The sequence below is a fragment of the Atopobacter sp. AH10 genome (genome assembly GCF_003664595.1).
Taxonomy (GTDB): Bacteria; Bacillota; Bacilli; order Lactobacillales; family Aerococcaceae; genus Atopobacter.
In genome coordinates, this window is the sequence record NZ_QXPZ01000031.1 from 44,366 (window position 1) to 58,441 (window position 14,076).

The 14,076-nt window shown below is 40.0% G+C and carries 8 protein-coding genes; 7 read left to right on the forward strand and 1 reads right to left on the reverse strand.

The genetic code is table 11. The annotated features are described in order from the left end of the window. The first annotated feature begins 80 nt into the window (after nucleotides 1-80). From thiI to D3H64_RS10250, 3 genes are all read left to right on the forward strand, one after another. Nucleotides 81-1,277, forward strand: a complete 1,197-nt coding sequence (gene thiI, locus D3H64_RS07000; protein WP_121565539.1) for a tRNA uracil 4-sulfurtransferase ThiI — start codon at nucleotides 81-83, stop codon at nucleotides 1,275-1,277. A gap of 274 nt (nucleotides 1,278-1,551) precedes the next feature. Beyond that, nucleotides 1,552-1,776, forward strand: a complete 225-nt coding sequence (locus D3H64_RS07005) for a hypothetical protein (protein WP_121565540.1) — start codon at nucleotides 1,552-1,554, stop codon at nucleotides 1,774-1,776. After that, entirely contained in the window at nucleotides 1,730-5,548 is a 3,819-nt protein-coding gene (locus D3H64_RS10250) for an SHIRT domain-containing protein (RefSeq protein WP_158589251.1), read from the forward strand. Before D3H64_RS07005 ends, D3H64_RS10250 begins: the two co-directional genes overlap by 47 nt. Nucleotides 5,549-5,702: 154 nt before the next feature. On the opposite strand, the gene D3H64_RS07015 is transcribed toward D3H64_RS10250, so the two are convergent. Continuing rightward, a complete protein-coding gene (locus D3H64_RS07015; RefSeq protein WP_158589252.1) occupies nucleotides 5,703-6,347 on the reverse strand; it encodes a L,D-transpeptidase in 645 nt (214 codons plus the stop codon). 734 nt (nucleotides 6,348-7,081) lie between these two features. On the opposite strand from D3H64_RS07015, the gene D3H64_RS07020 reads away from it, so the two are divergent. From D3H64_RS07020 to D3H64_RS07035, 4 genes are all read left to right on the forward strand, one after another. Further along, a complete protein-coding gene (locus D3H64_RS07020; protein ID WP_121565542.1) occupies nucleotides 7,082-8,293 on the forward strand; it encodes a DUF819 domain-containing protein in 1,212 nt (403 codons plus the stop codon). 430 nt (nucleotides 8,294-8,723) lie between these two features. Continuing rightward, nucleotides 8,724-9,395, forward strand: a complete 672-nt coding sequence (locus D3H64_RS07025) for an FtsK/SpoIIIE domain-containing protein (RefSeq protein ID WP_121565543.1) — start codon at nucleotides 8,724-8,726, stop codon at nucleotides 9,393-9,395. Between the two features lie 608 nt (nucleotides 9,396-10,003). Then, nucleotides 10,004-12,655, forward strand: coding sequence for a valine--tRNA ligase (locus D3H64_RS07030; protein WP_370448460.1), 2,652 nt, complete (start codon nucleotides 10,004-10,006; stop codon nucleotides 12,653-12,655). A gap of 1 nt (nucleotide 12,656) precedes the next feature. After that, complete coding sequence (locus tag D3H64_RS07035; RefSeq protein ID WP_121565545.1) at nucleotides 12,657-13,937, forward strand: folylpolyglutamate synthase/dihydrofolate synthase family protein; 1,281 nt, start codon at nucleotides 12,657-12,659, stop codon at nucleotides 13,935-13,937. Nucleotides 13,938-14,076: the final 139 nt, after the last annotated feature.

A 14,076-nucleotide genomic window follows, 5' to 3' on the forward strand; every position in this document is an offset into this window, starting at 1 on the left:
ATAGTTGACGCAAGTCTTTGCCTAGAATAACCGATAAAATTTTTCCCTAAAGTATGCTGTTAGAAGATAAAGGAGGACCTATGAAACGTTATATTCTCGTACGTTATGGTGAACTATCGACAAAAGGGAGAAACAAAAAACGTTTCACCCAACAATTAGCCCAAAATATCAAAGGAGTATTGGCAGACTTAACACCAAATAAAGTAGTTGCTGGCCATGATTATCTGACCGTCTATCCGCCAGCAGAATCTGTGGATATTGCCTTAGAGCGTTTATCTCATGTCTTTGGGATACAATCTTATTCTCCAGTTATAGAGTTAGAGAAGGACATGGAAGTCATTCGTGACCAAATTTTTGCTATATTAGACGGTAAAGATTTAAAGGGAAAGAGTTTTCGCATTGCAACGAAAAGAGCAGACCATGATTTTTACCTAGATACTAATGCTATTAATCGCTATTTAGGCGAGGCGGTAGCTGAGCGTTATAAAGAGCTTAGGGTGCAATTAAAGCGTCCTGATTTGGTGATAAAGGTCGAAATCCGTGAAAAATATGCCTTGCTGACGACGGAAGTCTATAAGGGAGCTGGAGGCTTGCCTGTTGGGACATCAGGGCGAGCACTTTTATTGCTGTCTGGTGGGATTGATTCCGTAGTGGCGGGTTATATGGCTCTTAAAAGAGGGATTGAAGTGGAGGCTGTTCATTTCGCTAGTCCACCTTATACCAGTCCTCAAGCTTTACAGAAGGCCAAAGATTTAGCTAAAATATTGGCGCGTTATGGGCGACAAATCCAATTTCTAACCGTGCCATTTACTGCTAGTCAAGAAGCCATTAAACAAAATCTACCTAGTCCTTATTTGATGACCATTACTCGGCGGATGATGATGCGTGTTGCTAGTCGATTGGCTGAGGAAAGGAAAGCTTTGGCGATTGTTACAGGGGAATCTATTGGCCAAGTGGCTTCTCAGACCTTAGAAAGTATGTTAGCCATCACTGATGCGGCAGGGTATCCGGTATTACGCCCACTTGCCGGATTTGATAAGTTGGAAATCATTGCTCTAGCGGAAGAAATTGGGAGCTTTGAATTATCTATTCAACCATACGAGGATTGCTGCACCGTTTTTGCCCCACCAAGCCCTAAAACGAAACCTAAGTTGGAAGCCTGCCAACATTATGAAACAAAGATTGACGTGAAAAGATTAGTGGAGGACGCTGTGAAGCATACGGAAGTAGAAAATATTTCTGCTCATGAAATCAATGAATTTAATGACCTTTTATAAAAAAATAAGAGTCAATAAAAACGGCAGTTGGAGAAAATCTGACTGCCTTTTTTCTTTGGCCTAAAGTAATTTTGAGATGGCTAAATAAAAAGTAGGATGGAAGGCTGATAAATAAAAAAATACTAATCTACCCATTAAATATAAAATAAATACGATCTTACAGTGAAAAATGTTAAGAAAGTGAATTGACAAGGAAAATCTCTATGTATAATATGTAAAACGTAAGCGGTTAAACACAAAAAAACTGAATAAAATTTGTTTGGAGATGGGAATAATGAGGGAGAAAAAGAAAATAGGCATACTATTAGTGTCTTCTGCACTTGTAGTATCCTTTGCTTGTAGCCAAAAGGTAGAAGCTTCAGAAGAAGGAAGCCAAAGCTTGGCAAATGTTCAAACAAGCGAAAGCGACAAGGTAAATAAGGCAAGGAATAGTGAAGAAAATAAGAACGCCAATGAAGAAATTGAAAAAAAAATGCGACAACTTAACCAACAATTCTGACGGTAATTCAGGTGAATTAGGCGAAAAAGTTAAAGATCCGGAGAAAAAAGAGGAAGCTAGTTTGCCTCAACCGATCATGGAAAGAGCAAGCTTGCGTTCTCTTGGAGCAGTTAGGGAAGCGAAAGACGATGCCCCTTTAAAAATTGCGGACTATGCTAAAGTAGAGATCACAGCAAAAAATAAAAATGGGGAAGCGGTCGACAAGAATAGCCAGGATGCGGAATCTTACCAAGGGACGCTTACTCTAGATGTGCCAATCCCTAAGTTGATGGAACCTTTTGAAGGGAAGATGAAACAACTTAGCAATGGCTACCCTCATGGGAAAGATGGGAAGAATAAAATTGCCTATATCGACTATAGCTTAAATTTGCCAGAGGGGCTCTCCTGGACAAAAGCTGAAGTCAAAAGTGGAGCGACAGTTATCCCAGAAAATTCCATCCAGAAAACAGTTGAGGCTAGAAAGCTGAACTTGAAAATGAAGTTAACTGACCAAAACTGGCAAGGAGTCTATGATGCCTTACAAACAGATAAGAAGAAGGGAAACGCCAATGTTAAGGTCACAGCGACCTATGCCTTTAAAAAAGAGGATTTAGAGAAATTAAAGGGGAAGAAGATCGAAGGAAACGGGGACTTTAGTTTCTATCCTGCTGGCTATATGGCATCGTGGGGGATTGGACTGAATAAGAATAAAACCGATAAGCTGAATTTAGAAGTGACCGCTGGGCTGAGAAGTGCTAATCCAAGTATAGCCAATCCAGGACAAGGTGACCCTAATGGCAACCCTACTTTCCCTATTGCTCCTCTAAAAGGCGACTTGTCTATTCGAGGGGAAAGTAAGAAAGTTACGCCTCTAAAAGAAGGGGAAGAAACTACTGTCACAGCGACTTTAAATGTTACCCCGATAAAAGAAGCTCTTCAAAAAGTAGAAAATGGAATGAGCGATGACCAATTACAATTGATCACTGTGAAAAACTTGAATTTCCAAATGACCGCTAAACTCACTCTGCCACAAGAAATGGATTTTACGGATAAAGTTACAGCTAAATTGGATAGCAATGACAAGTTTGAAGTGAAATCTGTCACAGTTGAAGGCAAAACAGTGACGGTTGTCATGCAATTGAAAGACCAAGATCAAGCTGATGCCTATGCGAATTATCTGGAAGTTCGTCAAGCTGTTTTAGGAACAAATGATGTCATTTCCTTAAGCTTGTCATCTCTTAAATTAAATAGTGCAGCTAAACATGGGCAATTTTACACTATGGTCGGAACGGTTGGAGGAACTTTCTCTGCAACAGCAGAATTGATGGGGACGGAACAACCCTTTAAATTTGACTTTATGTCCAATCAAGATCCAGAAGGGGTAGACGAAAAGTCAGAGGATGCAAGTGTTATTCAGCTCACAGTAGGAGTGCCTTATAAGGTTACTTATAAGTATGTGAGTGGTACAGAAGGTAAGAACTTACCAGATTTGCTTCTTTTACCACAAGAAGGAACGGTCATGCCAGGAGAAGATTACCAAGTAGCATCTACTGACAATCACCAAGATATCGTAACAAGTGATGGCGTTTGGAAGTTCGATAAAGAAAAAGGCTGGCAAAAGGATGGACAAACGGTAACAGGCAGTCTAACGAATGTTAACGGTGATGTTGAACTAGTTGGGACTTGGGTCTTTGAAGCCTATCCTAAAGTCACATACGAATTCAAGTCTATAACGACTGATAAGCCAGACTTGCCGGAAGAAGTGACCAAGCAAAAGCCAGCAGAAAGTGTTGCTAAACCAGGTTCAAAAGTTATTCCATCAAGCTCATCATTCGATTCAGTTCAAGTGAAGGGCGGTAGCTGGAACTTCAAAGGCTGGACAACAGATGGAGAACAAGAAGTTACCGCTAATGGATTGACTTTTGTTGGCCAATGGGAATTTGTAGCGAATGAACGCCAAGTGAAATATGTTTTTGAATCCGCCACATCAGGCAAAGAACTGCCAAAAGAAGTAACCAATCAAAAACCAACTGATGGCAAAGCCAAAGAAGGCGATAAAGTAAGCCCATCTCCAGCAAGTTTTAACGATGTTGAGGTTACAGGCGGTAAGTGGCAATTTAAGGGTTGGACACCATCCAGCGAGCAAACAGTAGCTGATAAGGATCTCACTTTCACTGGTAAATGGGAATTTGTAGCGAATGAACGCCAAGTGAAATATGTCTTTGAATCCGCTACAGAAGGTAAAAACTTGCCAAAAGAAGTGACCAATCAAAAACCAACTGATGGGACAGCTAAAGAAGGCGATACAGTTAGCCCATCACCAGCTACTTTTGACGATGTTACTGTTCAAGGCGGTAAGTGGCAATTTAAAGGTTGGAACCCAGAAGGCCAACAAACAGTAGGCGAAACTGATCTGACTTTTACCGGCAAATGGGAATTTGTAGCGAATGAACGCCAAGTGAAATATGCCTTTGAATCCGCCACATCAGGTAAAGAATTGCCAAAAGAAGTAACCAATCAAAAACCAGCAGATGGTAAAGTTAAAGAAGGCGATAAAGTTAGACCATCTAAAGACAACTTTGACGCTGTTGCTGATAAAGGTGGCAAGTGGCAATTTAAAGGTTGGAACCCAGAAGGCCAACAAACAGTAGGCGAAACTGATCTGACTTTTACCGGCAAATGGGAATTTGTAGCGAATGAACGCCAAGTGAAATATGCCTTTGAATCCGCCACATCAGGTAAAGAATTGCCAGAAGGGGTAACCAATCAAAAACCAGCAGATGGTAAAGTTAAAGAAGGCGATAAAGTTAGACCATCTAAAGACAACTTTGACGCTGTTGCTGATAAAGGTGGCAAGTGGCAATTTAAAGGTTGGACACCATCTAGCGAGCAAACAGTAGGCGAAACTGATCTGACTTTCACAGGTAAATGGGAATTTGTAGCAAATGAACGCCAAGTGAAATATGTTTTTGAATCCGCCACATCAGGCAAAGAATTGCCAAAAGAAGTAACCAATCAAAAACCAACTGATGGGACAGCTAAAGAAGGCGATAAAGTAAGCCCATCTAAAGACAACTTTGACGCTGTTGCTGATAAAGGTGGCAAGTGGCAATTTAAAGGTTGGAACCCAACGGGCGAGCAAACAGTAGGCGAAACGGATCTCACTTTCACTGGTCAATGGGTCTTTGTAGCGACAGCAAAACCAAAACCAGAACCAAAACCAGAACCTAAGCCAGAACCTAAGCCAGAACCTAAGCCAGAACCAAAACCAGAACCTAAGCCGGAACCAAAACCAGAACCTAAGCCAGAACCTAAGCCAGAACCTAAGCCAGAACCTAAGCCAGAACCAAAACCAGAACCTAAGCCAGAACCAAAACCAGAGCCAAAACCAGAGCCTAAGCCAGAACCTAAGCCAGAACCAAAACCAGAACCAAAACCAGAGCCTAAGCCAGAACCAAAACCAGAACCTAAGCCAGAACCAAAACCAGAACCTAACCCAGAACCTAAGCCAGAGCCAAAACCAGAGCCTAAGCCAGAGCCTAAGCCAGAACCTAAGCCAGAACCTAAGCCAGAGCCTAAGCCTGAACCAAAACCAGAGCCAAAACCAGAGCCAAAGCCAGAACCAAAACCAAACCCAGAACTAAAACCAAAATCTGAAAAGCCAAGTGCTAGTCAAACAGGAGATAAATTGCCTCAAACAGGTGATAATCACTCAGTAGCTTCATGGTTAGCACCAATATTGATGTCATTAGGTTTAGTTCTTCCGCTCGACAAAAAGAAAAAAGAGAACTAAAGGACAAATTAGATGTAATCAAATAAAGAGGTAGCAGGGAAAACCTGCTACCTTTTTGCTTGCCTATATAAGTAAAGATTAATTGGAAAAGATATAAAATATTAGGGATAGTTTATTCGGGTCAAGTTAAGTCTTGAGATAGTGAAGTAATTTTTTATTTGACGGTCACAGATGTTCCAGGTTTTATATGGTCAAATAGCCATTTAGCATCGGGTTCTGGAAGTCTGATACAACCGTGTGAAGCTTCTTGCCCCAGACGTAAAGCTTCTTTAAGAACCACCTGGTGTTTATTCCACATGACCATACTATGGAAGAGGAAAACACCATGATCTTTAAAGGAAACCCAGTGATAGGCTGAATAGCGTGTGTCTGGTTCAACAAAAAAATCTCCATGCTCATCTTCTATTTTGAATTGCCCGGTAGGTGTCTTGTAACCATTTGCACTATCTCCTGAAGAACAAATAATGGAATAAACAGTCTTATTATTTTCTTTGATATAAACACGCTGATCTTTAATAGAAACGTCAATTTTAACTTTGCTCCAATCAGGAATATCAGGGTAGCTAGTTTCAGAAGGACGATTCCATAGTTGAACTGCTTGTCTATTATGATGGATATTATCTAGTCTAGATAGAGGTTGGGCAATAGTGCTAGATGAATGCTTTACTAGGCTATCTACTTGTCCCGACGAGTGAAAGAGAAAATAAATAGCAAGCAGCATAGCACAACTGAAAAGAGTCACTAGAGCAAATGAAATATAGCTTTTATTGTTAAAGTGATTTTTATTGACATAAGCCATATGGGAGTCCTCCTTTCTATGGGTATATGAAAAGGGAATAAGTAAGACTTTATTTATTATACAGAAAAAATGTTTCTTATGCATGTCAGAATGATGTTAAAAAGTAGTTATCTGTGAAGCTAAAGAGGGAGGCAAAAAGTATAGGTTCCCAGTGAAACTAATTATCTGACATATGCCTATGCTATCATTTTTATCGTCCAAAGCTAGCAAAAGTACAGAAAAAGAACAGCGCTATTTTGATAGGAGGAAGGGGTTAATAATAAAGTTCTTATCACAAAAAAGTGGTTTTGTAAACGACGAAGGAGAATAAAGACCCATATTTTATCTAAAAAAATATATTTACATGAGGGTTCTGAAGTACTATCATGGTAATTACATTCTAATTATAAGATAGTTGATGGTACTTGAACTAGCAAGTATAAAATAAAAATCTATATGGGATGTCAACGACAGTTATTGTTGAATGAGGCGGGTTGAAATGGCAAATGAATCCTGATTTGGGAGATACTTTTACTGGCTTCTTCTAAATGGCGCCCCCTTTTACCTGTTAAAACATTTCTTTCTGATGGTGTTTGTAAAGGAAGAAGAGATCTTTTCTATTCGCCAAGTTTACTCTCATAAAGTTATTGACTAAAGCAACTAGACTCTATTTTAGACTGAGTTCATTTACTGAGATATTTATAAAAAGAATGAGGCAAATTTGCCGAAATTTCAAAAGAGAATGGAGGAATTTTATGCCAACATTTATTGCGGCTACTGATACATGGACACTTTGGGCTATTCTTGCGGTGTCTGCTTCAGCGGCAATTATCTTGGAACAAAAATACGAATGGGCCAGTCGAATTACAGGATGTATCCTAGCGCTATTATTTATGTTAGTTTTAGCTAATTTGCGAATTATCCCTACTGAATCGCCTGTTTATGATACGGTTTGGTCTTATGTAGTGCCATTAGCTGTTCCTATGTTATTGCTATCTGCTGACTTTAAAAATTTAAAACGGGATGCGGGACGTTTGTTGATCATCTTTTTGATGTCGAGTGTTGGGACACTAATCGGAGGATTTTTGGCCTACTACGCTTTGAAGAACTTCATTCCACAATTAAATACTATCGTGCCAATGTTTGTCGGGACTTATATTGGGGGATCAGTGAACTTTGTCGCTCTATCCACTGTTTTCCATGTGTCTGGGCAAACGACATCTGCTGCTTTAGTAGCCGATAATTTGCTGGGAGCTGTATTTTTTTCAACTATCATCGCTTTACCGACATTAGGATTTATTCGTCGTCACTATTCTCATCCTTATATCGATACTTTAGAAAAGATGACAGAGGAAGAAAAGAATGCACACAAAACTCAAGCAGCAAAATATTGGTCTGCCAAAGAAATATCGCTAAAAGATATTGCATTAACGGTTTCTATTGCTTTTGTTATTGTGGCAATTTCCAGCTTTGTGAGTGGAATTTTTGAGAAAACATTTACGGGGAAAGATCCCCTATCCCAATTGATCGCTAACCTTTTAGGTAATAAATACTTGATGATTACGACCTTTACTTGGTTAGCAGCGACTTTCTCTCCTATTAAACTTTCTTCCATTAGAGGGAGTCAAGAGATCGGGACATTTTTAATTTATCTGTTCTTCGCTGTTATTGGGGCACCAGCTTCGATTAGCCTGATTTTAAAAGAATCACCACTCTTGTTGGTATTTGCTGCGATTATTGTGGGAACTAACCTGATCGTTTCACTCTTACTAGGGAAGCTCTTTAACTTCTCTATTGAAGAAATCCTTATTGCTTCAAATGCTAATGTAGGTGGCCCGACAACTGCTGCAGCGATGGCCGTATCTAAGGGGTGGAATGAATTGATTGTTCCAGCTCTATTAGTGGGGACATTTGGTTATGTTATTGGGAATTATCTTGGTATTATTGTGGGGACAGCCCTTCAATAAAAAGGAAGCAGCGATAATTTTAAAATAAGAATTCTCATTTTAGGGGATCAGGTGAAAAAGCTATTCGTTTGATACGGATAGCTTTTTTTCTTCTATAAAATGAGATGAATGGCAAAATGAGATGAATGGCCTTGAAAAGTCTACTTGCTTTCTAGAAGCGATCCAAGACATGAAATAATAAGCAATCTAGCTGGCTATCGACCGCTTAGCAAGACATAGACTAAGACGAACTTTCTAAAAATCTAGATGCCTATCGACCGCTTAGCAAGAAATGGACAGGGACAAACTTTCTAAAAGCAGAAGATTTGTCTCAAGATAAAGTATGGGCTAGACTAGTTGTAGAGAAAAGCTTAATCCATCAAAGTCTGAAGACTTTTTTAGCTACAGTTGCTCTAATGCTTCAATAAGATTAGTGAGAGGAGGTGTTAAGATGAAGGTATTAGCCCAAATTGGCTCTTATGTGTTTGATATAGCAAAAGAGCCCGTCAGTCTTCTTGTAGGGAGGAGTTCTTTTTTACAGGAATTAATGACCTCTATAGTCCTTTTAACTTCACCATCAGAAGTGAATATTCATATTCTAGGCCGTGACACATGGGGAAAGTTCGTTCAGTTACCTCATGTTTTATCTTATGCCCAGCAATCTGTAAATTTAGCTCAATTTTTGGATCGCCTGGAGAAAGAAGGAGAGGATAGATTAAAGGCTGTAGATAAAGAGAATTTGCCTTTAATCATAGCTCTAGTTGACGATTTATCCAAACGATTGAAGGAGTTAAAAGAGCAAGATAAAAGCCAGTATGAAAAAGTGCAGGGGCAATTTGCTAGACTTCTTGCCCTGTCCAAGAAAACAGGGATTCATTTCGTTATTGCCAGCGAAGATCTAGACATTCCGCCAATTTTATTGGAAGAAGCGAGTTTGAAGGTCGCTTTAGATAAAGACGCAAATAAGGCTTTATTTAAGGAAGAGAGCTCCGAGATTTGTTTAAGGGATAGTTATAGGAAGCTGAGATTAAACCATATAGAACTTTCAGCCAGTCAAATTGATGAAAAAATAGGACTAGCCTTATCTAGATTAGAAGGTAGTCAATGGTGGAGAGGTTCGTGATGTCCCAAATAGCATCTGGTAGATGCAAAAGGTCAGGGATGTTTTTGACTTAGTTGATTAAAAGCTAGAGCGTGTCTAATTGACTCGATTGCTCTAGCTTTTACTTTAAACTTTTTTTGAAGTCTTGCTGACAAGAGATGCTTTAATCCTAAAATCCCTGACTCATAACCATATAGGTCGAGAAATTCAGCTTTAATGGACTTGCCGAGATGGAGATTCGAGGAGTTCGAGTGGAAAGAGAGTGGAGAGGGAGCTGCCTCATTTAGATTGGCAATTCAGGAAGGGGGATTTTATCGACAAACTTTTTTAAAATAGTTGAGAAGGGCACAGAAATATGCTATTATGCACTCAATTGGATAAGTTATCTTTTGATGAAAAAGAGGAGTAGATGGGGGAGTTCATAAGAGAGGAGTCGTTTGCTGAGAGACTTCGGACGAACCGATTGAAGGTTGCTTTGGAGAAAGATCGGAGTAAGCTCCGTTAACAAACAAAGTGGCAACGTTTTGTTGCAAATGTGGTGGTACCGCGCGTAGACGTCCGACATGTATGTGCGGGCTTTTTTTGTGTCAAAAATAAGTTATCCTGTCAGGGTATGTTTAAAAGGAGAGATGAGTATGAAAGAAATGTCGACCAAATATGAGGCGCATTCTGTAGAAGATGGCCGTTATAAAGCATGGCTAGATGAAGGGGTTTTTGCTCCGTCAGGCGATCAATCTGTTGAACCTTATTCCATTGTTATTCCACCTCCAAATGTGACGGGTAAACTTCACCTAGGTCATGCTTGGGATGTCACCTTACAAGATATTTTAATTCGCCATAAACGGATGCAAGGTTATGACACCTTGTGGTTGCCGGGGATGGATCATGCTGGGATTGCTACTCAAGCCAAAGTCGAAGCCAAGTTGCGGTCAGAAGGCCTTTCACGATACGATTTAGGTCGGGAGAAATTTCTTGAAAAAACCTGGGAATGGAAAGATGAATATGCTAAAACCATTCGAGCGCAATGGGAAAAGATGGGTATTTCTGTCGACTACTCTAGAGAGCGGTTTACCCTTGATAAGGGGTTAAATGAAGCTGTTAATGAAGTTTTTGTCCGCTTATACAAAAAAGGTTGGATATATCGCGGGGAGTATATCATTAATTGGGATCCTCAAGCACAAACAGCCTTATCTGATATCGAGGTAATTCATAAAGAAGTAAAAGGGGCTTTCTATCACATTGCCTATCCTTTAGCTGATGGGTCAGGTCAAGTGGAAATTGCAACGACTCGTCCAGAAACCCTTTTAGGGGATACGGCTATAGCGGTTCATCCATCTGACGATCGTTATAAGGCTATTGTGGGTAAAGAAGTGATCTTGCCATTAGTGAATAAGAAGATCCCTGTTGTAGCAGATGCTTATGTGGATAGAGAATTTGGAACAGGTGTGGTGAAGATTACACCGGCTCATGATCCGAATGACTTTGCGGTAGGGAACCGCCATAATTTGCCACGTGTCAATGTGATGAATCCTGATGCAACGATGAATGAAAATGCTGGGAAATATCAAGGCATGACACGAGAAGAAGCACGAAAAGCTGTTGTAGCTGATTTGAAGGCACAAGGTTACTTGTTAAAGGTTGAAGAAATGGTGCATTCTGTTGGGCATTCTGAACGGACAGATGTAGTGGTAGAACCTCGTCTATCTACCCAATGGTTCGTTAAAATGGAAGATTTAGCGAAGGAAGCCATTGCAGCTCAAAAGGATCCTGACAAACGTGTAGAATTCTATCCTGAAAGATTTGAACATACCTTCTTAACGTGGATGGAAAATATTCATGACTGGGTAATCAGTCGACAATTATGGTGGGGGCATCGCATTCCTGCTTGGTACCACAAAGAAACTGGTGAAATTTATGTAGGGACAACTCCTCCAGAAAATGAAGGCGATTATGAACAAGATCCAGATGTATTGGATACTTGGTTCTCTAGTGCCTTGTGGCCATTTTCTACCATGGGTTGGCCTGATACAGAAAGTGCGGACTTTAAGCGCTACTTCCCAACCAATACCTTGGTAACGGGTTATGATATTATTCCATTCTGGGTCAGCCGGATGATCTTCCAAAGTTTGGAATTTACTGGTCAACGTCCATTCCAAAACACTTTAATTCATGGTTTAATTCGTGATGCCCAAGGACGTAAGATGAGTAAGTCTTTAGGGAATGGTGTAGACCCTATGGATGTGATTGATAGCTATGGGGCAGATGCTTTGAGATGGTTCTTGGCGAATGGTTCTACTCCTGGTCAAGATATTCGTTATAATGAAGAAAAAATGAAGGCTGCTTGGAACTTTATCAATAAAATTTGGAATGCTAGCCGTTATGTTTTGATGAATCTTGAAGGCTTTAAGCTTGAAAATATCGATCTTTCTGGTGAAAAGACTTGGGAGGATCGTTGGATTCTTCATCGTTTAAATGAAACGGTAGAAGCTGTGAATCGTCTATTTGATAAATTTGAATTTGGGGAAGCTGGTCGTATCCTTTACCACTTCATTTGGGATGATTTCTGCGACTGGTATATTGAAATGTCTAAGGAACGTTTGACCAAGGGAGATAAGGCAGACCAAAAAATGACTCGGTCAATCTTGGTGACAGTCCTTTCTGCTATCTTACGCCTCTTACACCCAATCATGCCATTTGTGACGGAAGAAATTTGGGCACATCTTCCACAAGCTTCACTCGAGCCATCCATTGTGACAGCTCAATTCCCAGTTGAGCATCCAGAGTGGGTAGATCTTGAAGCGGTCGATAAAGTCGAACGATTAATTGCTGTTATTAAGGCTGTTCGTGCTAGTCGTTTAGAAGTAAATGCGCCTTTGTCTCGTCCAATTCCTCTTTTGATCAAGGCGAAGGATGAAAAAGTGCTGACAGCTTTGGAAGCTATGAGAAGCTATATTGAACGTTTCTGCCACACAAGTGAATTAGAAGTTGCTCTTTCAATTGAGGCGCCTAACGAAGCTATGACACAAGTCTTAGAGGGAGCAGATATCTATATTCCTCTTCAAGGTCTCATCAATATCGAGGATGAATTAAAACGTTTAGATAAAGAGATCGAACGCTTGGATAAAGAAATAGCCCGTTTGAACAAGAAACTTGGTCAAGCAAGTTTTGTCGAAAAAGCGCCACAAGCTATTGTGGATAAAGAACGGGCGAAATTGGCAGAATATGAAAAACAACAAGGAGCTGTCTTTGAACGGATAGAAGTTCTGAAAGGACTGGCCTAAAATGAAGGAATTGACCACTTTTGATCAGATCATCAGTTATTTAAATCAAACCCTTGGGTCTGGAGACAGAATGTTTCGGATGCAGACCATGTATGATCTCTATAAAGATAGTTTTACTCATTTTCCTGCTTATCAAATAGCTGGAACCAATGGGAAAGGATCGGTGGTTGCTTATCTAACGGCTCTTTTTCATGGGGATGGAAAGAAGGTCTGTGCCTTCGTTTCCCCCCATCTCTTGATAGAGACCGAACGCTTACTTATAAATGGTCAACCGATCAGTCAGGAACAATTTGTGGAAATATTCCAAGAAGTAAAACATAAGATTGACGCTATTCAGGCTTTTCCAATAGAGGACTTGTCTTATTTTGAGTGGTTCCTTCTTCTTTATTGGGAACTCATATCTCGTGAGCAGCCGGATATTGCTCTGGTTGAAGTAGGGATTGGTGGCTTGAACGATGTGACTTCTATCATGAATATGACAGCCGGGGCTATTGTATCCATTGGGTTAGATCATCAAGCTTTATTGGGAAATAGCCTGGAAGAAATTGCTATGCAAAAAGCAGGGATTATAGAGGAAAATGAGCCTATTTTTACCGGTGATTTCACAAAAGAGGCGAATATTGCCATTGATTATACCATTAAGGCTTATGAAGCTAATTTATATCGTTTGCACCGAGATTTCGATGTGAAGTTGATTAAACGCCATGAAGACGGGCGAACGGATATTAGCTATAAGAGTTTGACTGGAGAGGAACATACTTTATTTTGCCCTTTAGTCGGGGATGTTCAAAGTGAAAATTTAGCCATTGCTTTGGCCTTGTATGAGCATGAAAGTGGATCTGATTCTATCGATTGGGAGAAGGTTCGCCATAGTTTGACCAAGACTTTTTGGCCAGGACGATTACAAAAGTTAAGGGAAAAGCCATTAGTATATATTGATGGGGCACATAATATTGCTGCCGTTCAAGCTGTATTGGCTCAGTTGGCTTGCCCTCCTTTTAAAGGGCGAAAAGTAACTTTAGTCTATGCTGCTCAAACGCACAAGAATATAGACCAAGTAATGGATTATTTACAAAAAGAATATAGAGATTATCCGTTGATTGTTTCAGATATTCACGTCGATCGCTCTGCGCATGAAGAAAATTATAAGGCATATGCTGGGCAATTCATGGAGCAAGAGGATTTGATCGAACTTTTGAATAAAGAGAGCGATATGATCTATCTCTGCTTTGGTTCCTTGTATTTTGTTGGCGATTTATTGCGAGCATTTAAAAACGACTAGAGCAAGACTTGTTTTGTTGATCCATCAAGGTCTAGCCTTAAATATCTTTAAAGTATAGGCAAAGGAAATAGAAATTTTCACTCCTAGCTAGTGTAGTGACTGATGATAAGGCGTTTTTTAGTTCATATAATGTAAACAT

Excerpts from the sequence above, each read along its gene's own strand:
- D3H64_RS07030 (WP_370448460.1), top strand. The coding sequence starts at position 10,004 with ATGAGTATGAAAGAAATGTCGACCAAATATGAGGCGCATTCTGTAGAA.
- D3H64_RS07005 (WP_121565540.1), top strand. The coding sequence starts at position 1,552 with ATGAGGGAGAAAAAGAAAATAGGCATACTATTAGTGTCTTCTGCACTT.
- D3H64_RS10250 (WP_158589251.1), top strand. The coding sequence starts at position 1,730 with ATGAAGAAATTGAAAAAAAAATGCGACAACTTAACCAACAATTCTGAC.
- thiI (WP_121565539.1), top strand. The coding sequence starts at position 81 with ATGAAACGTTATATTCTCGTACGTTATGGTGAACTATCGACAAAAGGG.
- D3H64_RS07035 (WP_121565545.1), top strand. The coding sequence starts at position 12,657 with ATGAAGGAATTGACCACTTTTGATCAGATCATCAGTTATTTAAATCAA.
- D3H64_RS07020 (WP_121565542.1), top strand. The coding sequence starts at position 7,082 with ATGCCAACATTTATTGCGGCTACTGATACATGGACACTTTGGGCTATT.
- D3H64_RS07025 (WP_121565543.1), top strand. The coding sequence starts at position 8,724 with ATGAAGGTATTAGCCCAAATTGGCTCTTATGTGTTTGATATAGCAAAA.
- D3H64_RS07015 (WP_158589252.1), bottom strand. The coding sequence starts at position 6,347 with ATGGCTTATGTCAATAAAAATCACTTTAACAATAAAAGCTATATTTCA.